Source organism: Streptomyces sp. NPDC038213 (assembly GCF_055600495.1).
In genome coordinates this window covers 59,641-85,157 of sequence record NZ_JBVJYM010000030.1, presented here as the reverse complement: position 1 = coordinate 85,157, position 25,517 = coordinate 59,641, and the positions used below count along the sequence as shown (strand labels likewise).

Below are 25,517 nucleotides of genomic sequence, written 5' to 3'. Positions count from 1 at the left end.
GGAGGCCGAGAAGGAGCATGGGAACCGCAAGCAACGGCAAGGCCGTACCCAAGTACTTGCAGGTGGCGAACGACCTTGTCCAGCAGATCCGGGCGGGGGTGCTCAGCGCCGGCCAGATGGTGCCGAGCGAGTCGGAGCTGATGGACCGCTACGGCGTCTCCGTCGGGACCGTACGCAAGGCCATGGTGGAGGTCCGCGCGAGCGGGCTGGTCGAGACCCGCCACGGCAAGGGGTCGATAGTCAAAGACCGCCCGCCGGTGCGGCACCGGTCCTCGGACCGCTTCCGCCGCTCGCTGCGGCAGGAGGGCAAGGCTGCGTACCTCGCCGAGTCCACGCAGTCCGGGGCGGAAGCCAAGGTCAGCGTGCTGTACATCGGCCCCTTGGCGGCTGAGGGGGAGATCGCCGATCGGCTCGGCGTGGACGAAGGCACCCAGGTGCTCGCCCGCCGGCGGCTCTACTTCCGCAACGGGACGCCGGTCGAGACGGCCAGCTCCTACCTGCCGTGGGACGTGGTGAAGGAGATCCCCGAGCTGTTCGCCGAGAACCCGGGCGGCGGGGGCATCTACGCCCGGCTCGAAGACCACGGGCACGTGTTCGCGGAGTTCGTGGAGACGCTCCAGGCTCGGCAGGCCACGGCGGCGGAGGTGTCCGAGCTGGCTCTCAGCCCCGGCGCCCCGGTGGTCCGGCTGCTCCGGAACGCCGTGACGACCAAGGGGCGTGTGGTCGAGGTCTGCGACACCCTCATGGCGGCTGACCAGTTCGTCTTCGAGTACCGGATCCCCGCTCAGGACTGACGCGCCCTCAAGTCCCTTCAACCCGCTGCGAGTTTTCTCTCGTAGCGGGTTGACTCATGTATAGGAGTCGGGCACTCTTCTTCATGTCACTCATATACATGAGTGACGGAGTCGAACCTCTATAGAGGAGTGATCTGCGTGCGTCAGCTCCCCATCGACACCGCCGCGGCCATGGTGATGGTGGCCCAGCCCCCGACCCCGAAGATCAAGGACCGGCGGACCGGCGAGATCGCCACCGACCCCGAGACGAACGCCACGCTCATGACCGTGGACGTGCTCTTCGCCGCGTACGGCGAGGCCGAGGTCCTGTCCGTGGTCGTGCCCAAGCCCGGCATCACCGGCGACCTGACCATGGGGACCCCGGTGGCCCTGACCGGTCTCGTCGCCCGACCCTGGGAGAACGAGTTCAACGGCCAGAAGCGGCACGGCATCTCCTTCAAGGCCATCGCCGTGACCTCGCTCGCCGCGGACGCGTCGAAGGCCAAGGGCGCCTGAACGTGGACGCCTTAGCGGTCGCGCTGCTGCTGGTCGCCTTCGTCGCACCCGTGCTGGTGCTCCGGTGGTGGCGGCCGGCCTGGTACTGGATGGCCTTCGGGATCGTCTTCGCGGTCGTACGGGTCCTGGTCCGCTACCGGTCGGTGATGGAAGCCTGCGGGCTCACCGTCCCGCCGCCCCGGTGGCGCCTGACCCTGGCCCGCTGGTCGAAGCGCGAAGTCCCGGAGTGGCGGGCCCCGCGCATCCTGCGGATACGGCCGACCCGGACCGGCCTCGTGCTCCGGCTCCGGCTTCGGCCCGGCCAGGACGCGTATGACCTTTCCGCCGCCTCGGACCGGCTCCGGCACTCCTTCGCGATGTACAACGTGATCGCCCGGGAAGTCCGCTCGGGAGTCGTCGAACTGCGGATGACCGGCTACGACGTACTCAAGCGGGTACGGATGCCAGCCGTACGGGACGAACACCCGATGAGCGTTCCCGTGGCGCTGAGGGAGGACGGGCAGGTCTTCTGCCGGGACTACCTCCAGGTGCCGCACGCGCTGAACGTCGGCGCCACGCAGTCCGGCAAGTCCGTCTACCTCCGCAACCTGGTCGTCGGCCTCGCGACCCACCGCGTCGCCCTGGTCGGCATCGACTGCAAGAACGGGGTGGAACTCGCCCCGCTGGCGCGGCGCTTCACGGCCCTCGCCGAGAACCCCGAAACCGCCGCGGACGTGCTCGCCGCACTCGTCCGCTACATGTCCCGTATCTACGACCTGATCCGGCGCGAGCAGGGCATCAGCCTCGACGTGCCCGACGCGGAGATCACCGCCAACATCTGGGACCTGCCGCGGCACCTGCGGCCGGTGCCGGTGGTCCTGCTGGTCGATGAAGTCGCCGAACTCGCCCTGTACGTCACCAAGGACGAAGAACGGCGGCGCGACCAGATCATCACGGACCTGGTACGCCTCGCCCAGCTCGGCCGGGCCGCCGGCATCTATCTGGAGATCTGCGGCCAGCGGTTCGGATCAGAGCTCGGCAAGGGGATCACCATGCTCCGGGCCCAGCTCACCGGCCGCACCGCGCACCGCGTCAACGACGAGACCTCGGCAAACATGGCCTTCGGTGACATCGCCCAAGACGCGGCCCTCGCGACCGTACGGATCGCGGCCGACCGCCCCGGTACCGCCGTGGCCGGCGACTCCTCCGGCGGCTGGGTCCGCATCCGCACCCCGCACCTCTCGATCCGCCGCGCCGTGGACGTCTGCAACGCCAACGCGCACCGGACCCCGGACATCGGCGAACTGGCCCCGTTCCGGCCCGCGGTCCCCGCGCCGCCGCTGACCGGCAAGGTCCTGCCCAAGCAATCCGCGGCCGGCGTCTGAACCCCATCGCACCAAGGTCGGCGTGACCTCGACACGCCACGCCCCTACCCAGCCATGCCCTCAACCGATCCGAAAGGAGCGTTCGCCATGGCCACGACCAGGAAGAACACGGCCCGCAGGCCCAAGCCCGCGGTCATCGAGTGCCCGGACTGCCACGGGTCCGGCGAGACCGACGAGAGCGTCTGTGTCGGCCCCCGCGGGCGCCGGAAGACCGGCGACAAGCAGACCGCCGTCTGCCTGACCTGCTTCGGGGCCGGCCAGACCGCGACCACCTGAGAGGAGCGGACAATGGCCCGCACCCTGCGCCTGGACGCGGTGCTCGTACAGGCCGTCATCGCCGGGGCCCTGTCCTTCGCCCACCTGCACGACCTCGCCGAAGCGGCCGGCCAGACCGGCTGGAAGGCCTGGGCCTACCCGGTCAGCGTGGACCTGCTCCTCGTCGCTGCCTGGCACCGGCTCCGGCTGCTTCGGAAGGCCGGATGCCCGACCGGTTCGGCTTGGCTCTGGTTCACGGTGGCCCTCGCCGCCTCGCTCGGGGCGAACGTCGCCACCGCCGGACTGCTCGACCTGGACGACGTACCGGCCTGGCTGCGGATCCTCGTGGCCGGCTGGCCCGCCCTCGCCTTCCTCGGCGGCACCCTCCTCGCCCACCACCGGCCCCCGGCCGCGACTGCCCCCGATCACGGCGAGACCTCGGACCCCGTGAAGGGTCCCGCCCTCACGGTGATCGAGCGGGAGCCGGACCCCCAGCCCGATCCCGAGCCCGATCCCATCCCTGAAGTCCCCGACGTGCCCGAACTGCCGACCGCGGCCCCGGACCCGGCGGTGACTGAGCCCGACCCCGTACCGATCCCTGAGTCGCTAGCCCCGGCCGTACCGCTCGCCCTGGTCGAGCACGCCCGGCGCCTCGCTGCCGACCACCAGGCCCGTACGGGCACCCCGCTCGACCCGTCCGCCCTCCGCGCCCGCCTCGGCGTCCCGGCCCCGATGGCCGACGCGATCGCCGCCCAACTCGCCTGAAAGGAGATCCCGTGTCCGCCCTCGACCGCTTCACCTCGCTCATGCGCATCGGCCCGGTGCAGATCGGCACCTACCGCGACCGCCGCAACGGCCGCACCCGGCACGCCGCGGTCTGCACCGCCGAGGACTGCGGATGGTCGGTCGCCAATTACGCCTCCAGCACCGCCGCCCAGCTCGCCGCCCGCGCCCACCGCTGCCGCATCACCTGACCCCAGGAGACCGTCATGGACGTCCCGCTCTGGCTCGCCCTGATCGCCGTCGGCGCCCTCGGCGTCAAGCTCGTCCGCCCGCCCTGGTGGCTGATCGCCGTGCTCCTGCTCGGCGGCTACCTCCTCGCGGACAGCCTCCTCGCCCCCGTCATCGACGGAGCCATCACCAAGTAACCCCATGAAGGGAGAACAGCCATGTTCCGCCCCAAGATCCCGACCAACCCCCTGCCGACCGGCCTCGTGACCCCGCTGGCCCACCCGACCGCGCCCGCCGTGCCGGACCCGACGTCCGTCCCTGCCCCCGCCCCGGTCGCGGCGCCGGTGGCTCAGCCTCGTGTACAGATCCCGGCTGTCCGCCTCACCCCGACCGGCCTCGTCGCCGCGGTCGCCGGTGGTGCGGGCCTGGTTCTGGTCGTCGGTGCGGTGCTGGTCTCGCTGCTGCTCGCCGTCGCCATCACCGGCGCCTCGGTCGCCGTCTGCGCCGTCGTCCTGCGGTCGCTGCTGAACGGCCAGACCCACCGCTGATCCGGCCCCGGGACGGCCTCAACCGCCAAGTCTCCGCCGTCCCGGCGCCGTGCTCCTGCCCGAACCAAACGATCCGGAAGGAAGCACCATCATGGCCCAGCACACCCTTGCCCGGGGACACATCTGCCCCGACTGCGACGGTCACGCCTCCGTCGCCATCACCCTCGGCGGCCGCACCCCCGCCGGCCACCTGCGCACGATCACCGCCCACTGCAAGGCCTGCCACGGCACCGGCACCCGTCAGAGCGGGCGCACCGGATCGCCGTCCGCCTCCGCCGCCAGGGCCGGACGGTGAGGCCCGTGGGCCGTCTTCGGGTCCTGGACCTGTGCTGCGGGGCCGGTGGCGCCGGGATGGGCTACCACCTCGCCGGCCTGGACGTCGTGGGCGTGGACGTCAACCCCCAGCCCGACTACCCCTTCGAGTTCCACCAGGGCGACGCGGTCGACTTCGTCCGCCGCCACGGCGCTGGCTTCGACCTGGTCCACGCCTCCTGGCCCTGCCAGTCCCACTCCACCCTGACCAAGGGCACCAACCGGGGCCGCACGTACCCCGACCTCATCCCCGCCGGTCGCACCGCCCTCCTCGCCACCGGCCGCCCCTACGTCATCGAGAACGTTCCCAGCGCCCCGCTGCGCCCGGACCTGGTGCTGTGCGGGGAGATGTTCGGGCTCGGCGTGATTCGCCACCGGGTCTTCGAGGTCCACGGCTTCCCCACGCTCCAGACCCCGCACCTGCGCCACCGTGGCCGGGTCGCCGGCGTCCGCCACGGCCGTACGCACACCGGCCCGTACTTCGCCGTCTACGGCCAGGGCGGCGGCAAGGGCACCGTCCCCCAGTGGCAGACCGCCATGGGCATCGGCTGGACGTCCGACCGCCGCGCGCTCGCCCAGGCGATCCCGCCCGCCTACACCCGCCACATCGGCGAACAGTTCCTCGACCACCACCGGCGGGCGGAGGTGCTGGCATGGGCCTCCTGAACTGGCGCGACAACCGCCACTTCGACCACTCCGGGGACTGCGCCTGCACCCTCTGCGGCAAGCCCACCCCCCTTCGGTCCCACCGCGGCGAGCCCGTCCACAAGGTGTGCGCCGAGGACTGGAACGACCGGCACCCCGACGAGCCCCGCCAGAGCACCCCGCCGGACCGGAACGGCAACTCCACCGTCCTCGGCTCCTGGCGCTTCTTCTCCGACCCGGCCCCCAAGAAGAACCAGGGAGACCACGCGTGACCCACACCGCCACCATGGCGGGCCTGGACCCGGCCACCCTCGCCGATGCGCTGAGGGTGGCCGGGTCCCCCGGCTTCCGCCGCTGGGAAGAGCAGGTCCACCGCACCGGCGGCTGCGCCGACCCCATCCACATCACCGGCTGGACCGCTACGACCGACAAGGCCACGGGGCTGGCGCTGCACCGCTACTCCACCGCCGACGAGCCCGGCGGCCGGCTCCGGATCGCCTGCGGCAACCGCCGGGCCTCCCGCTGCCCCTCCTGCGCCTGGACCTACGCGGGCGACACGTACCACCTGATCCGGGCGGGACTCGCCGGAGACGACCGGCGCGGTGTCCCCGCCACCGTCCGCGAGCACCCCCGCGTCTTCGCCACCCTCACTGCCCCGTCCTTCGGCCCGGTCCACAACCGCCCCGCCACCGGCCGCCCCTGCCGCTGCGGCACCCGCCACCACGAGGACGCGGCCGAACTCGGCACCGCCCTCGACCCCGCCACCTACGACTACGCCGGCGCCGTCCTCTTCAACAACCACGCCGGACAGCTCTGGGCCCGCTTCGCCAACCGCCTCCGCCGCGAGCTCGCCCTACGCGCCGGCCTCACCCGCCGTGAGCTCGCCGAGTCCTGCCGCGTCTCCTTCGGCAAGGTCGCCGAGTTCCAGAAGCGCGGAGCGATCCACTTCCACGCCGTGATCCGCCTCGACGGACCCGGCGGCCCCTCCACCCCGCCGCCCCACTGGGCCTCCACCCACCTGCTCTCCGAAGCGATCCGGGCCGCCGCCGCCCACGCCTACACGACCCTCACCGTCCCCGCCGCCGGCGACCAGCCCGCCCGCACCCTCCGCTGGGGCACCCAGCTCGACGTACGCCCCATCAAGGCCTTCGGCGACGGCTCCGACATCACCGAACAGGCCGTGGCCTCGTACGTCGCCAAGTACGCCACCAAGGCCGCCGAGGACACCGGCACCCTCGACCGCCGCATCGGCAACCGCGAAGCCCTTGTCCTCCTCGACGTCCCCGACCACGCCGCCCGCCTGATCACGGCCTGCCTCGACCTGGACCCGCTGTACCCGGACCGCCGCCTCGCCGCCTGGTCGCACATGCTCGGCTTCCGCGGCCACTTCTCCACCAAGTCCCGCCAGTACTCCACCACCCTCGGCGCCCTCCGCCAGACCCGCGCCGACTACCGGGCCGCCCAGGAACAGCACGCCTTCGACGCCGCACCGGACACGGTCCTCGTCCTCTCCTCCTGGCAGTACGCCGGCCACGGCCACACCCCCGGCGAGTCCGCCCTCGCCGCCACCATCGCCCGCGGCATCCAGCTCAACCGCCGGACCGCCCGTGAAGCCCTGCAAGACCTCCCTGCCCCGGAAGGAGACGCGGTATGAAGGACGAGCTGATGACCACCGCGGAGGTTCTCGCCGAGCTGAAGGGGATCTCGCGGCGGACCTTCTACCGGTGGCGAGAGCTGGGCAAGGCGCCCAAGGCCTTCACGCTGCCCAACGGCGAGCTGCGGGTCTGGCGCTCCGACTTCCACGCCTGGCTGCGGTCCCGGGAAGGGGCTGCCGCGTGAAGTCGCTGGACGTCAAGATCTGGAGCGTCCGGAAGCGGGACACCAAGCGGCCTTCCTACGACGTCCGCTGGTCCGTGTCCGGGCAGGTGTTCTCAGAGTCCTTCCGGACGAAGGGGCTCGCGGACAACTACCGGTCCAAGCTCATGCGGGCGGCCCGTGACGGTGAGGAGTTCGACACGGGCTCGGGGCTCCCCGGCTCGATGGCCGAGCAGAAGCCGACGCTGACCTGGTACGCCTTCGCGCTCAAGTACCTCGCCATGAAGTGGCCGCACGCGGCCCCGAACACCCGGGACGGGATCAACGAGTCCCTGACCTCGGTCACGATGGCGCTCCTGAACGACCGGCCCGGCCGACCTGCGGACGCTGAGCTGCGCAAGGCCCTCAGGAACTGGGCCTTCGTCCTCCCCGCCCCGGACGACCGGGAGCTTCCGGCCGACGTCGGCAACGTCCTGCACTGGGTGGCCAAGGCCTCCCGGCCGCTGTCCGACCTCACCGATCCGGCACTCGGCCGTGCGGTCCTCGACTCGCTGAAGCTCAAGCTGGACGGGACCGCGGCGGCTGCCGAGACCGTACGGCGGAAGCGGCGCACGCTGGTGAACGCCCTGCTCTACGCCGTGGACCTCGGCGAGTTCCGAGAGAGCCCGCTCGCGGCTGTTCGCTGGCAGAAGCCCAAGGTCTCGAACGAGGTGGACCCCCGGGTCGTGGCCAACCCGGAGCAGGCCCGCGCGCTCCTGCACGCGGTCTCGTACGTCGGCGGCTACCGCCGGGCCCGCGGCCGGCGCCTGGTGGGCCTCTTCGCCGGGATGTACTTCGGGGGCTTCCGGCCGGCCGAAGCGGTCGGTCTCTCCGAGCCGGACCTGACCCTGCCGGACTCCGGCTGGGGCACCGCCCTGCTGCACCGCACCCGGCCGAGCGTGGGCAAGCAGTGGACCGATTCGGGGGAGAGCCACGACGACCGGGGGCTGAAGAACCGGCCCGTGGAGGACGTCCGCCGGGTGCCGATCCCGCCCCAGCTCGTGTCCATCCTCCGGGAGCACCTGGACACCTTCGGCACGGCTGCGGACGGTCGGCTGTTCGCCAGTGAGGGCGGGGGAGTGGTGTCCTCCTCGACGTACTACCGGGCCTGGCAGGAAGCCCGGGTCCTCGCCCTGCCGCCGGCCGTCGCGGCCTCGCCGCTCGCGCACCGGCCGTACGACCTCCGACACTCGGCGCTGTCCACGTGGCTCAACGCGGGCGTCGACCCGACCGAGGTCGCCGAGCGCGCGGGCAACAGCGTGGAGGTGCTGTTGAGCCGGTACGCCAAGTGCCTGGACGGTCGGCAGGAGGTGGCGAACCGGCGGATCGAGGACCTGTTACGCGAGTACGAGTGAGTGAGCGCGCAAGAGGTGCGATAGACCGCGAGGCCCCTGGACCTGTCCGGGGGCCTTCGGCGTTTCCTGGGCTGACCTGCGCCGACGGCTCAAGATCCCGTCCACGAATAGTCCGCGGGCCCTGGCATACGGCTGCGCACAGGGGCAGTTGGCTGCACATACGCGAAGACCCCGTTCTCAGCGTTGCCGCTGATGGCGGGGTCTTTGGGCACTTCCTGCGAAGTGCCCCCGGCAGGATTCGAACCTGCGCACACGGCTCCGGAGGCCGTTGCTCTATCCCCTGAGCTACGGGGGCGTGTCGTCTGCTTTGCGGCGACGGGTAGAACCCTACCAGCTTCCCCGGGGTGATCAGGAACTGGTTTGCGGGGGAGGGGTGGTCGGGTCGCTCGGACGGGGTGGAAGTGGGGAAAACCCGGACGCGGGGGCCGGGGCCCACCTACTCTCGAGTTGTGTCAGGCGCCTCGGGCCGGGTGCTTGTTGTCGACGACAACAAGGTCATCCGGCAGCTGATCAAGGTCAATCTCGAGCTGGAGGGCTTCGAGGTCGTGACCGCGAACGATGGTGCCGAATGCCTGGACGTCGTCCACGAAGTGCGGCCCGACGTGGTCACGCTCGACGTCGTCATGCCGCGGCTCGACGGGCTCGGGACCGCCGCGCGGCTGCGGTCCGATCCGCGTACCAGCCACCTCCCCGTCGCCATCGTCAGCGCGTGTACGCAGTACGAGGTCGAGGACGGTTCCGCGCTCGGCGTGGACGCCTTCCTCGCCAAGCCCTTCGAGCCCGCCGAGCTGGTGCGGGTCGTGCGGCGGCTGATGGAGAGGGAGGGGCGCCGGGCCCAGGCGGGGTGGGCGCGCGGAGGCGGCTGAGCCGCAGGGGGCGGGGCGGTAGGCCGGCCGAAGGATGAGGGGGCGCCGTAGCTCCGGCATCCACATGGCGAAACCCTTCGCGGTCGTGAGGGCCTCCTCCCCTACGCTGGACCCGTGACCCCCGCAGACCTCTCCCGTACCGTCGTGCGCGCCGTGCGCAGCGCCGTCGAGAGCGGGGAGCTGCATGCCGCCGTGCCCGACCGGATCGTGGTCGAGCGGTCCCGGCCCGGTGGGGTCGGGGACTACGCCTGCACCGTTGCGCTGCGGCTCGCCCGCGAGGCCGGGATGGCCCCGTACGCCCTGGCCGAGCTGCTCGCTTCGAAGATCGACGGCACGGGCGGGATCGCGTCCGTGCAGGTCACGGGGCCTGGGTTCCTGAACTTTGTACTGGAGAGTGCAGCGGGTTCCGGTACCCCCGGCACTCCCAGCCTGGTGGGCCTGGTGCGGAGGGAAGGGCTGCGGTTCGGGTACAGGGGGCAGGGGCAGGGGCAGGGTTTCGGGGGGGTTGCCGTTCGCGGGGCCAATCCGTTCGGGGCCGGGCGGGAAGAGGTCGTGCGGGGTGCTGTGCGGCGGATTCTCAGCACGCAAGGGATCCAAGGGGCGCAAGGGGCCCCAGGGGCGCAGCAGGTTCAGGGGAAGGGCCGCGGCGTCGTGCGGGTGGGGGCCGTCAGGGGGGCCTCGGGGCGGGGCTACGAGGTGCTCGGGGGCGCCGATGTGCAGTGGCTGATGCTCGCCGTGCCCGCCCGGGAGGACCTGCGGCTGCCGGATGCGCCGCTTCCGCAGGACGACTCCAACCCCTGCTTCCGGGTCCGGTACGCCCGTACCCGCGCCCTGGCGCTGCTGCGCGCCGCCGCTCTGCTCGGCTTCGAGCCGCTGTACGAGGATCCGCGCCATGATGGCCCCGGACCCGACCACCCCGAACCCGACCACCCCGAACCCGAGGGTCCGCGCCGCGACGGCTCTCCGTACAGCAGCGACCCTCCGTACAGCAGCGGCTCCCCGGACCGCGGGAGTCACCGCATCCCCGGCGCCCGCGACCCCCGGGTGCTGCTCCGGCTCGTCGCCGAGTACCCGCTCGTGCTCGAGGCGGCCGCACACCACCGGTCTCCCGAGCGGATCACCAGGCACCTCGCGCTGACCGCCGACGCCCTCCTGGACTTCCAGCACTGCGTGCTCCCCAAGGGGGACGAGAAACCCTCGGCCGCCCACCGCTCCCGGCTGGCCCTCGCCGAAGCCGCCGGGACGGTGCTGGCCGGCGGCCTGTCCCTGCTCGGTATCGAAGCACCCGAAGTCATGTAGATCCGTCCCAGATCCGTTCCAGATCCGCCGGATACGAAGGCCCCAGGATCCCCGGAGTCCCGGAGGAGCCCGGGGCCGGAGGCCCGGACAGCAGAGAGAGACCCGAACGATGAGCCGTTCCGCGCATCCCGCAGGTCCCCGCCACGGGGACGTGCTCCCCGAGAGCCACTTCACCGCCCCGCCCGCCGACCTCAACGTCCTTGACGAGAAGGTCTGGTCGAAGACCGTCAGCCGCGGTGCGGACGGTGTGGTCTCGGTCGCCGGCATCGAAGTGACCCGGCTCGCCGAGGAGTTCGGCACGCCCGCGTACTTCCTCGACGAGGAGGACTTCCGCGACCGGTGCCGCGCCTGGGCGCACGCCTTCGGCCGGGAGGCCGACGTCTACTACGCCGGAAAGGCCTTCCTCTCCAAGGCCGTTGTGCGCTGGCTGAAGGAGGAGGGGCTCAACCTCGACGTGTGCTCCGCGGGCGAGCTGACGACCGCGCTCGCCGCCGGGATGCCGGCCGAGCGCATCGCGTACCACGGCAACAACAAGTCCGCCGCCGAGATCCGCCGCGCCATCGAGACCGGGGTCGGCCGGATCGTGCTCGACTCCTTCCAGGAGATCGCCCGGGTCGCGCACGCCGCCGCCGGGCTCGGGGTGCGCCAGAAGGTGCAGATCCGCGTCACGGTCGGCGTCGAGGCGCACACGCACGAGTTCATCGCGACCGCGCACGAGGACCAGAAGTTCGGCATCGCCGTGGCCGACGGGCTGGCCGCCGAGGCCGTGCGCCGGGCCCTCGGGCACGACAGCCTGGAGCTCACCGGCATCCACTCGCACATCGGCTCGCAGATCTTCGACATGGCCGGCTTCGAGGTCTCCGCCCGCCGCGTGGTGCAGCTGCTGGCCGCCGTCCGCGACGAACACGGCGTCGAGCTGCCCGAGATCGACCTCGGCGGCGGCCTCGGCATCGCCTACACCTCCGCGGACGACCCCCGCGAGCCCCACGAGATCGCCAAGGCGCTCAGCGAGATCGTCACCCGCGAGTGCGAGTCCGCCGGGCTGCGCACCCCGCGGATCTCCGTGGAGCCCGGCCGCGCCATCGTCGGGCCCACCGCCTTCACCCTGTACGAGGTCGGCACCGTCAAGCCGCTGGAGGGGCTGCGCACGTACGTGAGCGTCGACGGCGGCATGTCGGACAACATCCGCACCGCCCTCTACGACGCCGAGTACAGCGTCGCGCTCGTGTCGCGCCGCTCGGACGCCGCGCCGATGCTGTCCCGTGTGGTCGGCAAGCACTGTGAGAGTGGCGACATCGTCGTACGGGACGCCTACCTGCCCGCGGACCTGGCCCCGGGCGACCTGGTCGCCGTCCCGGCCACCGGTGCGTACTGCCGCTCGATGGCCAGCAACTACAACCACGCCCTGCGCCCGCCGGTCGTGGCCGTCCGCGAGGGGGCGGGCCGGGTGATCGTCCGGCGCGAGACGGAGGAGGATCTCTTGAGTCTCGACCTCGGATAATGAAATTGGCGTCTCACGCACTGGACCGAGGGTGGAAACTTGTGTCCAGTGCGTGAGACTGGTTCACACCGTGCTCTTCCACGGCCTGCGCAGTGCAGGCCGGGTTTTTGACGAAAGGCGTAGGTCGATGATGCGTACGCGTCCGCTGAAGGTGGCGCTGCTGGGCTGTGGAGTGGTCGGCTCAGAGGTGGCGCGCATCATGACGACGCACGCCGACGACCTCGCGCAGAGGATCGGCGCGCCCGTGGAACTGGCCGGCGTGGCCGTGCGGCGCCCCTCCAAGGTGCGCGAGGGCATCGACCCCGCGCTGATCACCACCGATGCGACCGCCCTGGTCAAACGCGGGGACATCGACGTGATCATCGAGGTCATCGGCGGGATCGAGCCCGCCCGGACCCTGATCACCACCGCCTTCGAGCACGGCGCGTCCGTCGTCTCGGCGAACAAGGCCCTGCTCGCCCAGGACGGCGCCGCCCTGCACGCCGCGGCCGAGCAGCACGGCAAGGACCTCTACTACGAGGCCGCCGTGGCCGGCGCCATCCCGCTGATCCGCCCGCTGCGCGAGTCCCTCGCCGGCGACAAGATCAACCGCGTGATGGGCATCGTCAACGGCACCACGAACTTCATCCTCGACAAGATGGACTCGACCGGCGCCGGCTACCAGGAGGCGCTGGACGAGGCCACCGCCCTCGGGTACGCCGAGGCCGACCCGACCGCCGACGTCGAGGGCTACGACGCCGCCGCCAAGGCCGCGATCCTGGCCGGCATCGCCTTCCACACCCGCGTCCGCCTGGACGACGTGTACCGCGAGGGGATGACCGAGGTCAGCGCCGCGGACTTCGCATCCGCGAAGCGCATGGGCTGCACCATCAAGCTCCTCGCCATCCTGGAGCGCGCGGCCGACGGCGAGTCCGTCACCGCCCGCGTCCACCCGGCGATGATCCCCCTCAGCCACCCCCTCGCCTCCGTGCGCGAGGCCTACAACGCCGTCTTCGTCGAGGCGGAGGCGGCCGGGCGGCTGATGTTCTACGGCCCGGGGGCGGGCGGCGCGCCGACCGCCTCGGCCGTTCTCGGCGACCTCGTCGCCGTCTGCCGCAACAAGCTCGCCGAGGCAACGGGGCCCGGCGAGTCGGCGTACACCCAGCTGCCGGTCAGCCCCATGGGCGACGTCGTCACCCGGTACCACATCAGCCTCGACGTGGCCGACAAGCCGGGCGTGCTCGCCCAGGTGGCGACCGTCTTCGCCCTCCACGGGGTCTCGATCGACACCGTCCGGCAGCAGGGCAAGGACGGCGAGGCCAGCCTCGTCGTCGTCACCCACCGCGCGCCCGACGCGGCCCTCTCGGGGACCGTCGAGGCGCTGCGGAAGCTCGACACCGTCCGCGGTGTCGCCAGCATCATGCGCGTTGAAGGGGAGTAAGCACCCATGAGCACCCATCGCACCCACCAGTGGCGCGGCATCATCGAGGAGTACCGGGACCGCCTTCCGGTGACGGACGCGACCCCCGTGGTCACGCTCCGCGAGGGCGGCACGCCCCTGGTCCCCGCTCAGGTCCTCTCCGAGCGCACGGGCTGTGAGGTGCACCTGAAGGTCGAGGGTGCCAACCCGACCGGTTCCTTCAAGGACCGCGGCATGACCATGGCGATCACGAAGGCGAAGGAGGACGGCGCCAAGGCCGTCATCTGCGCCTCGACGGGCAACACCTCCGCCTCCGCGGCCGCCTACGCGGTCCGCGCGGGCATGGTCAGCGCGGTGCTCGTGCCGCAGGGCAAGATCGCCCTGGGCAAGATGGGCCAGGCGCTGGTGCACGGCGCGCGGATCCTCCAGGTCGACGGCAACTTCGACGACTGCCTGGAGCTGGCCCGCCGGCTCTCCGAGAACTACCCGGTCGCGCTGGTCAATTCGGTGAACCCGGTCCGCATCGAGGGCCAGAAGACCGCCGCCTTCGAGATCGTGGACGCGCTCGGCGACGCCCCGGACATCCACGTCCTGCCGGTGGGCAACGCGGGCAACATCACCGCGTACTGGAAGGGCTTCAAGGAGTACCGGGCCGACGGCCTGGCCACCCGCACCCCGCGGGTCTGGGGCTTCCAGGCCTCCGGCTCGGCGCCGATCGTGCGCGGCGAGGTCGTCAAGGAGCCGCACACCATCGCCACGGCGATCCGGATCGGCAACCCGGCCTCCTGGGAGTACGCCCTGGCGGCCAAGGAGGAGTCGGGCGGCTTCATCGACGAGGTGACGGACCGCCAGATCCTGGCCGCGTACCGGCTGTTGGCCGCCCAGGAGGGCGTGTTCGTGGAGCCCGCCTCCGCCGCTTCCGTGGCGGGCCTCCTCAAGGCCGCCGAGGCGGGGCTGGTCGACCCGGGCCAGAAGATCGTGTGCACCGTCACGGGCAACGGCCTGAAGGACCCCGACTGGGCCGTCGCCGGCGCCCCGCAGCCGGTCACCGTGCCGGTGGACGCCGAGGCCGCCGCGGCCCGCCTGGGCCTGGCCTGACGCCTGTACCGCCCGGGCCCGGAGAGGGTCCGGTACGGGTCTGAAGCCGGGCCGGGGGAGCGCCCCGGCCCGGCTTCCCCGCGGCGGCCGGGGTCAGTCCCCCGCAGTCCCGGCGGTACCGAGACAAAGGGGCACAGGAGGCCCGCGACACGCATCGTGCGCCTCCTGTGCGCCCTATGTCGTGACAGAACCTTCCTTCGATAGGCTGTACTTACATCCGTCAGCCGCATATGCCGCCGCGCCGCTGCATATGCCGGGGGTCCGCCGTCAGCGGCTCGCCGGGTCTGTGGATGTCGTACCTTCTGCAGTACATTCGCCGCGAAATCTCGCAGCCAGTCACAAGGAGTGTCATCGAGCGATGGCCGGTCCCGCCTTCCGCGCCGCCGCCGTACGGGTGCGCGTCCCCGCCTCCAGCGCCAACCTCGGCCCCGGCTTCGACGCCCTGGGCCTCGCCCTGGGGCTCTACGACGACGTGGTCGTCCGGGTGGCCGACTCCGGCCTGAACATCGACATCGCGGGCGAGGGCGCCGACTCCCTGCCGCGCGACGAGAGCCACCTGCTCGTACGCTCCATGCGCACGGCCTTCGACCTGCTCGGCGGGCAGCCGCGCGGCCTCGAGGTCGTCTGCGCCAACCGCATCCCCCACGGCCGCGGCCTCGGCTCCTCCTCCGCTGCGATCTGCGCCGGCATCGTCGCCGCCCGCGCCGTGACCATAGGCGGCGAGGCGAAGCTCGACGACGCCGCGCTGCTGGAGCTGGCCACCGAGATCGAGGGCCACCCCGACAACGTCGCCGCCTGCCTCCTCGGCGGGTTCACGCTGGCCTGGATGGACGGCGGCTCCGCCAAGGCCATCAGGATGGAACCCAGCGATTCCATCGTTCCGGTGGTCTTCGTCCCCTCGAAGCCGGTGCTGACCGAGACGGCCCGCGGGCTGCTGCCCCGTACCGTCCCGCACGTCGACGCCGCGGTGAACGCGGGCCGGGCCGGCCTGCTCGTGGAGGCGCTGACCAGGCGCCCCGAGCTGCTGCTGCCCGCCACCGAGGACCGGCTGCACCAGGAGTACCGCGCCCCGGCGATGCCGGAGAGCACGGCCCTGGTCAACAGGCTGCGGGCGGACGGGGTCCCCGCGGTCATCTCCGGCGCGGGCCCGACGGTCCTCGCGCTGGTCGAACACGGTGCGGCCGACAAGGTCGCGCTGCTCGCGGGCGAGGGGTGGGCGGCCAACCGGCTCGCCCTCGACGCCGCGGGTGCGAGCGTCCTGCCGCTCGGCGGCTGAGCCCGCCCGGCCCGCTGCCGGGCCGGGCGGCGCCTGCACGAAAGCGCACAAAGGCGCTCCTGCGGAAATGGGCACGCAGGGGCGCGCCTGCCGGTGAGTCATGCGATTGCCGGTGATTGAGAGGGGGAATGTCTGTTGGATCCGGTAGTGTTAACCTCAAGTACGCAGCCGAAGCCTTTGCGGCTCGGTGCTCTGTGTCCCCATCCGGGACCACCTTTCTTCCGGGAGCCTCCCCGACTGCTTTGACCACTGCCAGGCAGTTACGAGCCACGCTCCGGAATCGGCGTGACATTCCCACGCTTCCAGCTGGGGGGCTTCTCGCCGGAACCCATGCACTAATTTCCTCCGCCGTACGTGTACCGGCGGACCACCGCCCCGGCACGGTCCACGCAATGGACCGCGGCCGGACAGCACAACCGGTCGCCGAGCCAGACAGGCCGACGTCCGCTCCAGGGAAGGACCCTTCGTGAGCGACACCACCGATCTGATGGGCGTTGCCGACACCTCCGTCGACAGCAGCGCGCCCGCCGCGGGCGCCGCGCCCAAGCGTCGCCGCTCCGGCACCGGCCTCGAGGGCATGGTCCTGGCCGAGCTGCAGCAGGTCGCCTCCGGCCTCGGGATCAGGGGCACCGCGCGGATGCGCAAGAGCCAGCTGATCGAGGTCATCAAGGAGGCCCAGGCGGGCGCGGGCGCCCCCAAGGCCGCTGCCGCTTCCGCCGACGCCGCCGAGGCCAAGCCGAAGCGCCGCACCGCCGCCTCCAAGGCCCGTGCGGCCGCCGAGGCGCCCGCCGAGGCCCCTGCCGCCGCGCGCGCCGAGAAGCCGGCCGCCCAGCAGCAGATCGACATCCCGGGCCAGCCGTCCCCCAAGACTCCCGCCGCGGAGCAGGGCGACGAGCAGCCGGCCGGCGAGCGCCGCCGCCGCCGCGCCACCGCCCCCTCGGGCAGCCCCGAGCAGTCCGCCCCGGCCGCCACCGCGGTCCAGGCGGAGCCGAAGGCCGAGACCAGGACCGAGTCCGTGCAGGCCGAGGCGAAGGCCGACGTCGGCGCCGTGTCCGCGCAGGACGGCGAGGGCCGCGGCCGCCGCGACCGCCGTGAGCGCGGCGAGCGCGGTCAGCGCGACCGCCGTGAGCGCGGCAAGGGCGAGGAGCAGGGCCAGGACCGCGGCCAGCAGGAGCGCGGCCAGCGCCAGCAGCAGGGCGGCGGCCGGGGCCAGGACCGTCAGGACCGCGGCCAGCAGGGCCAGGGCCAGCAGCAGCCGCGGGACAACGGCCCGCAGGACGACTTCGACGACGAGAACGGCCGCCGGGGCCGCCGCGGGCGCTACCGCGACCGCCGCGGCCGTCGCGGACGCGACGAGTTCGGCCCGAACGAGCCGCAGGTCGCCGACGACGACGTGCTGATCCCCGTCGCGGGCATCCTCGACATCCTCGACAACTACGCGTTCATCCGGACCTCCGGCTACCTGCCCGGCCCGAACGACGTCTACGTCTCCCTCGCCCAGGTCCGCAAGAGCGGCCTGCGCAAGGGCGACCACGTCACCGGTGCCGTGCGCCAGCCGAAGGAGGGCGAGCGCCGCGAGAAGTTCAACGCGCTCGTGCGCCTCGACTCGGTCAACGGCATGGCGCCGGAGTCCGGCCGCGGCCGCCCCGAGTTCCAGAAGCTGACGCCGCTGTACCCGCAGGACCGCCTCCGCCTGGAGACGGACCCGGGCGTGCTGACCACGCGGATCATCGACCTCGTGTCGCCGATCGGCAAGGGCCAGCGCGGTCTGATCGTGGCCCCGCCGAAGACCGGCAAGACCATGATCATGCAGGCGATCGCCAACGCGATCACCACGAACAACCCCGAGTGCCACCTGATGGTCGTCCTGGTCGACGAGCGTCCGGAAGAGGTCACCGACATGCAGCGGTCGGTCAAGGGCGAGGTCATCTCCTCGACCTTCGACCGCCCGGCCGAGGACCACACCACCGTCGCCGAGCTGGCCATCGAGCGCGCGAAGCGCCTCGTGGAGCTGGGTCACGACGTGGTCGTCCTGCTCGACTCCATCACCCGCCTGGGCCGCGCGTACAACCTCGCGGCGCCCGCCTCCGGCCGCATCCTGTCCGGTGGTGTCGACTCGACCGCGCTCTACCCGCCGAAGCGCTTCTTCGGTGCGGCGCGCAACATCGAGGACGGCGGCTCGCTGACCATCCTGGCCACCGCGCTGGTCGACACCGGCTCGCGCATGGACGAGGTGATCTTCGAGGAGTTCAAGGGCACCGGCAACATGGAGCTCAAGCTCGACCGGAAGCTCGCCGACAAGCGCATCTTCCCGGCGGTCGACGTCGACCCGTCGGGTACGCGCAAGGAGGAGATCCTCCTCAACAGCGAGGAGCTCAGCATCGTCTGGAAGCTGCGCCGGGTGCTGCACGCGCTCGACTCGCAGCAGGCGATCGAGCTGCTCCTCGACAAGATGAAGCAGACGAAGTCGAACGCCGAGTTCCTGATGCAGATCGCGAAGACGACCCCGTCGGGCAAGAACGACGACTGACGGTCCGTCAACAGCGCAGAGCGCCCCGGCACTTCGGTGCCGGGGCACTCTGCTGTCCGGCGGCCGGCCGGGCTTCCGCTCCCGCCTCCGCTGGTGGTTGTTTCCTCAACTACCTTCGGTATTTCCGGGTCTTGTCACAAAGTCGCCTTGCTTCTGTAACTCGACTTCTATTGATTGGAGTTGGTCGCGGACACGTCATACGATCGGCGGGCCGCACGTCGGGGGACACCGGTTGAGCTGCTCGTCCGCAGCCACCGCGGTAGCGGCCAGGGGGCGTTCCGCTTCCAGTTCCGCTGCGCTCCGCCTGCCGGAGCAGTTTCCCCGGACGTGCCGCTCGTATCCGTTCTACGGGGAGTTTGAGTGTTCCTTTCCAAGACCGTGCGCCGTATGACGTCCGTGGGCTTCGCGTCCGCGATGGCTGCGGGCCTGCTGGCCACCGGCGTGGCTCCGGCCGGCGCCGCTTCCGCTCCGGCCGCCGACCCGGCCGAGGCCCAGCTGATGAGCATCATCAAGGCGGCCGGGGTGCAGTCGACCCCGGAGCGCGACTCGTACATCATCGGCGGGGCGAAGACCAGCATCAAGAAGTACCCCTTCATGGCGCAGCTGTGGGTCCAGGACAGCCGTGGCCGCGGGTACTTCTGCGGCGGTTCCGTCGTGAACTCGCGCAAGATCGTCACCGCTGCCCACTGCGTCAAGGGCCGCAACTACGTCACCAAGGGCGTAGTCGTCGTCGGTGCCACGCACGTGGCCGACAACGGCGGCCTCTACGGCGGCAAGGTGATCAAGCTCAAGAAGCAGTGGATCCACCCGAAGTACAACCCGAAGACCTACGCGAACGACATCGCGGTCCTCACCCTGGCGAAGAAGACCTCGGTCAAGCCGCTCAAGGTCACCACCGCCACGGACAAGGCCTCCTACCGCCCCGGCACCAAGGCCGTCACCGCGGGCTGGGGCCGCTACAGCTCCCGCAGCAACAACATCTCGCCCAACCTGAAGCACGCGGTGCTCCCCATCCAGGCGGACTCCACCTGCGGCAGCCGCTACGTCTGGGGCAGCAAGTTCAAGAAGGGCCTGATGGTCTGCGCGGGCAAGAAGGCCACCGGCAGCGACCGCGGCACCACCACCACCTGCAACGGCGACTCGGGCGGTCCGCTGATCGTCAAGGGCCGCCTCGTGGGCGTCACCTCGTGGGGCGTCGTGAACTGCGTCGCGAAGGGTGCCTACCCGGTGTTCGCGAAGTACAGCGCGTACGCGAAGATCGTGGCGCCGCAGCTTCGCAACTAAGCGGCACCCCTGCCGCGGAGCGGGACCGGTAGCCAAGGACCGGTTCCGCTTCCACTCCTGATTTCGGCGCGCACCTCCTCCCGGGGGTGCGCGCCGGACCAATCCCGAAGGATGAACGCGTGCACATACGCACTCGTGCGGGCCGTCTGCAGCGCAGAAGGCTTCTCGTGGCCCCCGTGGCCGTGTCCGTTCTCGCCCTCGCCGGCGCCACCCTGAGCGCCACCGGCGCCCAGGCCGCCGACTCCGGCGCCGCCCCGGTCAAGGCCGACCCGGTCAAGCAGCGCGAGGCCGCCTTCCAGGCCCTGCGCAAGGCGGGCGACAAGCCCCAGGCCGACGCCATGATCATCGGCGGCGGCACCACCACGATCTCCAGCGCCCCGTGGATGGCGCAGCTGATCTGGTTCGACCCGAGCAACCCGGACAAGGGCTCGTTCTGCGGCGGCACCGTGGTCACCCCCACGAAGATCGTCACCGCGGCGCACTGCGTCGAGGGCCTGAACTACGGCACGTTCGGCCACGTGATCACCGGCGGTACGCAGCTGGCGACCATCTACTCGAACGGGACCGTGGACCCCAACGGCGGCACCGCCTACAAGGTGCAGCGCCAGTGGATCCACCCCAAGTACAACAACCAGACGTTCGACAACGACGTCGCCGTCCTGACGCTGACCGCGAAGACCGGCGCGAAGAACCTGCCGCTCGCCCGCAGCACGGACACCGGCTACTACACCGCCGGCGCGACCGCGACCGTCTTCGGCTGGGGCCTCACGTCCTCGAACGGCAGCCTGTCGCAGTACCTCAAGAAGGCCGACCTCCCGCTGGTCGCCGACACCACCTGCGACAACTTCTGGGGTTCGCAGCTGGTCAAGGGCCACATGGTCTGCGCGGGCAAGCCGGCCTCCGGCACCAACGCGGGCACCACCACCGCCTGCAACGGCGACTCCGGCGGCCCGCTGGTCCGCAACGGCCGCCTGATCGGCGTGGTCTCGTGGGGCGTCACCGGCTGTGTGTACAAGGGTGCCTACGGCGTGTACGCCAAGGCCACCGCGTACGCGGGCGCGCTGCGCGCCGAGGTCTACGACGCGAACTGGAACCGCGACTCCGCCGCGGACCTGATCGCCCGCAACACCTCGAACGGGGACCTGTACCCCTTCCACTCGAAGCTGACCTCCCTCTCCAAGGGCAGCAGCGCGGGCGACGCGTCGAGCGCGAACCTGATCCGCCAGACCGACCTCAACCGGGACGGCGCGCAGGACCTGATCCGCCGCAACGCGAGCGGTGACGTCTACCTGCTCAACGGCGCCAGCAAGACGTGGAGCAAGGTCACCACCGGCTGGCAGACCCGCCGCCAGATCGTCGCCCCCGGCGACGTGACCGGCGACGACCTCCCGGACGTGGTGTCGGTCACCTCCAACGGCGACCTGTACATCAACCCCGGCAAGGGCAACGGCACCTTCGGTTCCGGCGTCAAGGTCGGCTTCGGCTGGCAGATCTACAACGCCGTCCGCGGCTACGGCGACCTCACCGGTGACGGCAAGGCCGACCTCGTGGCCCGCGACTCCGCCGGTGTGCTGTGGCTGTACAAGGGCCAGGGCGCGCTGAGCACGAAGGCCTTCGCGGCCCGCGTGAAGATCGGCGCCGGGTGGCAGATCTACAACCAGATCACGCTGACCGGTGACGTCAACAACGACGGCAAGGCGGACCTGCTGGCCCGCGACAGCTCCGGCACCATGTGGCTGTACCGCGGCTACGGCACCTCCTCCGGTGCGACCTTCGCCACACGCACCAACTTCGGTGCCGGCTGGAACGCGTACAACCTCTTCGGCTAAAGCCCAGGTCAGACCGGTGTAACGGTCTGATCACGGCGTCATATCGTGCCACCCCTGTGCCCACCGTGCCCGCACGGTGGGCACAGTGCGTCGTGCAACCCTTTGGCCGCCGCTCCCGTCTCTGGATGCGGGCCCCCGGGAAGCCCGGGGCCCGCGGCCCGCGGGGGCCGGGAGGGGCACGGCACCGGGGCAGGGGACGACGCAGCGCGCACAGCCGCAGAACTGAGGAGAGCATGACCGAGGACAGCAGGCCCCGCAGGGCGGGCGCGCGTGCGGCCGGCCGGAGCGGGCAGGGGCGCCGCCGCCGGCAGGCCCCGCGGCGCAGGGCGCTGAAGGCGGCCGGCTGGACGGCCGCCGCGGCGATCGTGCTCGGCGGCGCCGGGATCGGCTACGTCTACACGAAGTTCAACGGCAACCTGAAGAGCGTCGACATCGACGCCGCGCTGGGCAACGACCGCCCCGCGGACGTCGACAACGGCTCCATGGACATCCTCGTCCTCGGCTCCGACTCCCGCCGCGGCGGGGACAACGCGGAGTACGGCGCGGACGACGGCGGCTCGGCCCGCTCGGACACCGCGATGATCGTCCACCTCTACGAGGGCCACAAGAAGGCCAGCGTGGTGTCCATACCCAGGGACACCCTGGTCACCCGGCCCTCCTGCACCACCGCGGGCGGCTCGGTCGACCCGGGCGGCGAGCGCCAGATGTTCAACGAGTCCTTCACCGTCGGCGGGGCCGCCTGCGCGGTCAAGACCGTGGAGAAGATGTCCGGGATCCGGATGGACCACTACCTCGAAGTGGACTTCACCGGCTTCAAGAAGATCATCGACAAGCTCGGCGGGGTGGAGATCACCACCACCAAGCCGATCAAGGACAAGGCCAGCCACCTCGACCTCTCCGCCGGCACCCACACCCTGAACGGCGAGCAGTCCCTCGGCCTGGTCCGCACCCGCAAGAGCGTGGGCGACGGCAGCGACCTGGGCCGGATACAGCTCCAGCAGGCCTTCATCAAGGCGCTGATCAAGCAGGTCAAGAGCATCGGCGTCTTCGACAGCCCCAAGCGGCTCCTCGACCTCGCCGACACCGGCACCAAGGCCATCACCACCGACAGCAAGCTCAGCGACGTCAAGGAGCTCATGGGCTTCGCCGCGGGCCTGGCCGAGATCGACTCCCAGGACCTGCACATGATCACCCTGCCGGTGGGTGCGGACCGCATCGACCCCAACCGGGTCGTCCCGCTGGAGGCCGAGACCGGGCAGGTCTGGCAGGCCCTCCTCGCGGACCGGCCGATCCCCGCCTCGGCCACCGAGAAGTCCGCCGGGGACAAGGGGACCGCGGGCTCGCTCGTCAAGGAATAGACACCCGCCCGCCCCCGTTGAGGGGAGCGTCCGCGAATTTTGTTCAGGCGGGCCGGTCCTGGCAGACTGGTACGTCGGCCCCGGTTCACGCAGCGCGCAATTCGGCTCCTGCGACCCGGCGCCCTCCCGAAACTAGGAGACACCTTGAAGCGCGAGATCCACCCCGAGTACGTCGAGACCCAGGTCAGCTGCACCTGCGGCGCGTCGTTCACCACCCGGAGCACCCTGACCGAGGGCACCATCCGTGCCGAGGTCTGCTCCGAGTGCCACCCGTTCTACACGGGCAAGCAGAAGATCCTCGACACCGGTGGCCGCGTGGCCCGCTTCGAGGCCCGCTTCGGCAAGGCCGCGGCCAAGAAGTAGCGCGACCCCGGCGCCGGTCTCCGGCCGCCCCCGAGCACTCGGGGGCGGCCGGACCGGCGCCTTTGTCGTCCCGCAGCCCCTGCAGCGCCTCCCAGGCCTGCACGCACTTCACCCCAGGAGCCCCCGATGTTCGAAGCGGTCGAGGAACTGGTCGGCGAGCACGCCGACCTCGAGAAGAAGCTCGCCGACCCTTCGGTCCACGCCGACCAGGCCAACGCGCGCAAGCTCAACAAGCGCTACGCCGAGCTGACCCCGATCGTGGGCACTTTCGGCGCCTGGAAGCAGGCCGGCGAGGACATCGAGACGGCCAAGGAGTTCGCTGCCGACGACCCCGACTTCGCCGCCGAGGTCAAGACGCTGACCGCGCAGCGCGAGGAGCTCACCGAGAAGCTCCGCCTGCTGCTGGTCCCGCGCGACCCGAGCGACGACAAGGACGTCCTCCTGGAGATCAAGGCGGGCGCGGGCGGCGACGAGTCCGCCCTCTTCGCCGGCGACCTGCTGCGCATGTACCTGCGCTACGCCGAGCGCGTCGGCTGGAAGACCGAGATCATCGACTCCACCGAGTCCGAGCTCGGCGGCTACAAGGACGTCCAGGTCTCCGTGCGCACCAAGGGCGGCCAGGGCGCCACCGAGCCCGGCCAGGGCGTGTGGGCCCGCCTGAAGTACGAGGGCGGGGTGCACCGCGTCCAGCGCGTCCCCGCCACCGAGTCCCAGGGCCGCATCCACACCTCCGCCGCCGGCGTGCTCGTCACCCCGGAGGCCGAGGAGGTCGAGGTCGAGATCAACGCCAACGACCTGCGCATCGACGTCTACCGCTCCTCGGGCCCCGGCGGCCAGTCCGTCAACACCACCGACTCGGCCGTGCGCATCACGCACCTGCCGACCGGCGTGGTCGCCTCCTGCCAGAACGAGAAGAGCCAGCTCCAGAACAAGGAGCAGGCCATGCGCATCCTGCGCTCGCGCCTGCTGGCCGCCGCGCAGGAGGCCGCCGAGCAGGAGGCCGCCGACGCCCGCCGCAGCCAGGTGCGCACCGTCGACCGGTCCGAGAAGATCCGTACGTACAACTTCCCCGAGAACCGGATCTCGGACCACCGGGTCGGCTTCAAGTCGTACAACCTGGACCAGGTCCTCGACGGCGAGCTCGACGCGGTCATCCAGGCCTGCGTGGACGCGGACTCCGCGGCCAAGCTCGCCGCCGCCCAGTAAGCCCGCTCGGGGACCCGGCCGCCCCGGCCGCACCCTGCAAGCCCGTACGACCCCGGTGGAGGAAGCGTGAACCTGCTGCTCGCGGAGGTGGCCCAGGCCACCCAGCGGCTGGCCGCCGCCGGCGTGCCCTCACCGCGCTTCGACGCGGAAGAGCTCGCCGCCTGGGTGCACGGCGTCAAACGGGGTGAGCTGCACCACGTCAAGGACGCCGACTTCGACGCGCGCTACTGGGAAGCGGTCGCGCGCCGCGAGGCCCGCGAGCCCCTGCAGCACATCACCGGCCGCGCCTTCTTCCGCTACCTGGAGCTCCAGGTGGGCCCCGGGGTGTTCGTCCCCCGGCCCGAGACCGAGTCGGTGGTCGACTGGGCCATACAGGCCGTCCGGGCCATGGACGTGGTCGAACCCCTCATCGTGGACCTCTGCACCGGCTCCGGGGCCATCGCCCTGGCCATGGCGCAGGAGGTGCCGCGCTCGCGTGTGCACGCCGTCGAGCTCTCCGACGAGGCCCTGAACTGGACCCGCAGGAACGCCGAGGGCTCCCGCGTCGTCGTCCACCAGGGCGACGCCCTCACCGCGCTGCCCGAGCTGGACGGCCAGGTGGACCTGGTCATCTCCAACCCGCCGTACATCCCCCTCACCGAGTGGGAGTACGTCGCCCCCGAGGCCCGCGACCACGACCCCGAGATGGCGCTGTTCTCCGGCGAGGACGGCCTCGACACCATCCGCGGCCTGGAGCGCACCGCGCACCGGCTGCTGCGCCCCGGCGGCATCGTCGTCGTCGAGCACGCGGACACCCAGGGCGGCCAGGTCCCCTGGATCTTCGCCGAGGAGCGCGGCTGGGCCGACGCCGCCGACCACCCCGACCTCAACAACCGGCCGCGCTTCGCCACCGCCCGCAAGGCGCTGCCGTGACGAAGCCCCGCCCCGCCCCCACC

Annotated in this window: 27 protein-coding genes and 1 tRNA gene; 27 read left to right on the top strand and 1 reads right to left on the bottom strand. The window is 71.6% G+C overall.

Annotated features, from left to right (window positions below; translation table 11 throughout):
• Positions 1-17 precede the first annotated feature (17 nt).
• The 14 genes from ACZ7JZ_RS29715 to ACZ7JZ_RS29650 all read left to right on the top strand — a co-directional run bounded on the left by ACZ7JZ_RS29715 (position 18) and on the right by ACZ7JZ_RS29650 (position 8,573).
• Positions 18-794 carry a GntR family transcriptional regulator gene (locus tag ACZ7JZ_RS29715; protein ID WP_470944680.1) on the top strand — a complete coding sequence of 259 codons (777 nt, stop codon included), beginning with the start codon at positions 18-20 and terminating at the stop codon, positions 792-794.
• 138 nt (positions 795-932) lie between these two features.
• A complete protein-coding gene (locus ACZ7JZ_RS29710) occupies positions 933-1,289 on the top strand; it encodes an SCO3933 family regulatory protein (protein WP_189809193.1) in 357 nt (118 codons plus the stop codon).
• Positions 1,290-1,291: 2 nt separating this feature from the next.
• The gene (locus ACZ7JZ_RS29705; protein WP_470944678.1) at positions 1,292-2,653 is read left to right on the top strand and encodes an FtsK/SpoIIIE domain-containing protein; all 1,362 of its coding nucleotides are present in this window, start codon (positions 1,292-1,294) and stop codon (positions 2,651-2,653) included.
• 87 nt (positions 2,654-2,740) lie between these two features.
• Entirely contained in the window at positions 2,741-2,929 is a 189-nt protein-coding gene (locus ACZ7JZ_RS29700) for a hypothetical protein (RefSeq protein ID WP_470944676.1), read from the top strand.
• Positions 2,930-2,941: 12 nt separating this feature from the next.
• A complete protein-coding gene (locus ACZ7JZ_RS29695) occupies positions 2,942-3,673 on the top strand; it encodes a DUF2637 domain-containing protein (protein WP_470944673.1) in 732 nt (243 codons plus the stop codon).
• A gap of 11 nt (positions 3,674-3,684) precedes the next feature.
• Positions 3,685-3,882: a mobile element transfer protein gene (locus ACZ7JZ_RS29690; RefSeq protein ID WP_189809191.1), complete on the top strand. Its 198-nt coding sequence runs from the start codon at positions 3,685-3,687 to the stop codon at positions 3,880-3,882.
• A 15-nt stretch (positions 3,883-3,897) separates the two neighbouring features.
• A complete protein-coding gene (locus ACZ7JZ_RS29685; RefSeq protein ID WP_402377875.1) occupies positions 3,898-4,056 on the top strand; it encodes a hypothetical protein in 159 nt (52 codons plus the stop codon).
• Positions 4,057-4,077: 21 nt separating this feature from the next.
• Positions 4,078-4,407 carry a SpdD-like protein gene (locus ACZ7JZ_RS29680; RefSeq protein WP_470944669.1) on the top strand — a complete coding sequence of 110 codons (330 nt, stop codon included), beginning with the start codon at positions 4,078-4,080 and terminating at the stop codon, positions 4,405-4,407.
• A gap of 91 nt (positions 4,408-4,498) precedes the next feature.
• The gene (locus ACZ7JZ_RS29675; RefSeq protein WP_189809188.1) at positions 4,499-4,702 is read left to right on the top strand and encodes a hypothetical protein; all 204 of its coding nucleotides are present in this window, start codon (positions 4,499-4,501) and stop codon (positions 4,700-4,702) included.
• Between the two features lie 5 nt (positions 4,703-4,707).
• A complete protein-coding gene (locus ACZ7JZ_RS29670) occupies positions 4,708-5,385 on the top strand; it encodes a DNA methylase (RefSeq protein WP_470944667.1) in 678 nt (225 codons plus the stop codon).
• Positions 5,373-5,636, top strand: a complete 264-nt coding sequence (locus ACZ7JZ_RS29665; RefSeq protein ID WP_189809275.1) for a hypothetical protein — start codon at positions 5,373-5,375, stop codon at positions 5,634-5,636. Before ACZ7JZ_RS29670 ends, ACZ7JZ_RS29665 begins: the two co-directional genes overlap by 13 nt.
• A 14-nt stretch (positions 5,637-5,650) precedes the next feature.
• A complete protein-coding gene (repSA, locus tag ACZ7JZ_RS29660; protein WP_470944697.1) occupies positions 5,651-7,018 on the top strand; it encodes a replication initiator protein RepSA in 1,368 nt (455 codons plus the stop codon).
• Complete coding sequence (locus ACZ7JZ_RS29655) at positions 7,015-7,203, top strand: helix-turn-helix transcriptional regulator (RefSeq protein WP_470944664.1); 189 nt, start codon at positions 7,015-7,017, stop codon at positions 7,201-7,203. Before repSA ends, ACZ7JZ_RS29655 begins: the two co-directional genes overlap by 4 nt.
• Entirely contained in the window at positions 7,200-8,573 is a 1,374-nt protein-coding gene (locus ACZ7JZ_RS29650) for a tyrosine-type recombinase/integrase (protein ID WP_470944662.1), read from the top strand. Before ACZ7JZ_RS29655 ends, ACZ7JZ_RS29650 begins: the two co-directional genes overlap by 4 nt.
• A gap of 223 nt (positions 8,574-8,796) precedes the next feature.
• On the opposite strand, the gene ACZ7JZ_RS29645 is transcribed toward ACZ7JZ_RS29650, so the two are convergent.
• Positions 8,797-8,868: transfer RNA gene (locus ACZ7JZ_RS29645), tRNA-Arg, on the bottom strand.
• A gap of 52 nt (positions 8,869-8,920) precedes the next feature.
• Between ACZ7JZ_RS29645 and ACZ7JZ_RS29640 the strand changes: the two genes are divergently transcribed.
• The 13 genes from ACZ7JZ_RS29640 to prmC all read left to right on the top strand — a co-directional run bounded on the left by ACZ7JZ_RS29640 (position 8,921) and on the right by prmC (position 25,494).
• Positions 8,921-9,439, top strand: a complete 519-nt coding sequence (locus ACZ7JZ_RS29640) for a response regulator (RefSeq protein ID WP_470944696.1) — start codon at positions 8,921-8,923, stop codon at positions 9,437-9,439.
• 114 nt (positions 9,440-9,553) lie between these two features.
• A complete protein-coding gene (gene nrtL / locus ACZ7JZ_RS29635) occupies positions 9,554-10,738 on the top strand; it encodes an ArgS-related anticodon-binding protein NrtL (protein WP_470944659.1) in 1,185 nt (394 codons plus the stop codon).
• Positions 10,739-10,847: 109 nt separating this feature from the next.
• A complete protein-coding gene (gene lysA / locus ACZ7JZ_RS29630; protein ID WP_470944658.1) occupies positions 10,848-12,239 on the top strand; it encodes a diaminopimelate decarboxylase in 1,392 nt (463 codons plus the stop codon).
• 130 nt (positions 12,240-12,369) lie between these two features.
• Positions 12,370-13,659 carry a homoserine dehydrogenase gene (locus tag ACZ7JZ_RS29625; RefSeq protein ID WP_470944694.1) on the top strand — a complete coding sequence of 430 codons (1,290 nt, stop codon included), beginning with the start codon at positions 12,370-12,372 and terminating at the stop codon, positions 13,657-13,659.
• Between the two features lie 6 nt (positions 13,660-13,665).
• Positions 13,666-14,736 (top strand): threonine synthase, encoded by a 1,071-nt coding sequence (thrC, locus tag ACZ7JZ_RS29620; RefSeq protein ID WP_470944655.1) that lies wholly within the window; start codon positions 13,666-13,668, stop codon positions 14,734-14,736.
• Positions 14,737-15,094: 358 nt separating this feature from the next.
• Positions 15,095-16,012: a homoserine kinase gene (thrB, locus tag ACZ7JZ_RS29615; protein WP_470944652.1), complete on the top strand. Its 918-nt coding sequence runs from the start codon at positions 15,095-15,097 to the stop codon at positions 16,010-16,012.
• 466 nt (positions 16,013-16,478) lie between these two features.
• Entirely contained in the window at positions 16,479-18,542 is a 2,064-nt protein-coding gene (gene rho, locus ACZ7JZ_RS29610; RefSeq protein WP_470944650.1) for a transcription termination factor Rho, read from the top strand.
• A 387-nt stretch (positions 18,543-18,929) separates the two neighbouring features.
• Complete coding sequence (locus tag ACZ7JZ_RS29605; protein WP_470944648.1) at positions 18,930-19,826, top strand: S1 family serine peptidase; 897 nt, start codon at positions 18,930-18,932, stop codon at positions 19,824-19,826.
• A gap of 176 nt (positions 19,827-20,002) precedes the next feature.
• A complete protein-coding gene (locus ACZ7JZ_RS29600) occupies positions 20,003-21,655 on the top strand; it encodes a trypsin-like serine protease (protein WP_470944645.1) in 1,653 nt (550 codons plus the stop codon).
• 233 nt (positions 21,656-21,888) lie between these two features.
• Positions 21,889-23,013 carry an LCP family protein gene (locus tag ACZ7JZ_RS29595; protein WP_470944643.1) on the top strand — a complete coding sequence of 375 codons (1,125 nt, stop codon included), beginning with the start codon at positions 21,889-21,891 and terminating at the stop codon, positions 23,011-23,013.
• A gap of 144 nt (positions 23,014-23,157) precedes the next feature.
• On the top strand, positions 23,158-23,376 hold the full coding sequence (gene rpmE / locus ACZ7JZ_RS29590) for a 50S ribosomal protein L31 (RefSeq protein ID WP_046909139.1): 219 nt from the start codon (positions 23,158-23,160) through the stop codon (positions 23,374-23,376).
• Between the two features lie 126 nt (positions 23,377-23,502).
• Positions 23,503-24,582, top strand: coding sequence for a peptide chain release factor 1 (gene prfA, locus ACZ7JZ_RS29585; RefSeq protein WP_470944642.1), 1,080 nt, complete (start codon positions 23,503-23,505; stop codon positions 24,580-24,582).
• Between the two features lie 66 nt (positions 24,583-24,648).
• The gene (gene prmC, locus ACZ7JZ_RS29580) at positions 24,649-25,494 is read left to right on the top strand and encodes a peptide chain release factor N(5)-glutamine methyltransferase (protein ID WP_470944641.1); all 846 of its coding nucleotides are present in this window, start codon (positions 24,649-24,651) and stop codon (positions 25,492-25,494) included.
• Positions 25,495-25,517 lie beyond the last annotated feature (23 nt).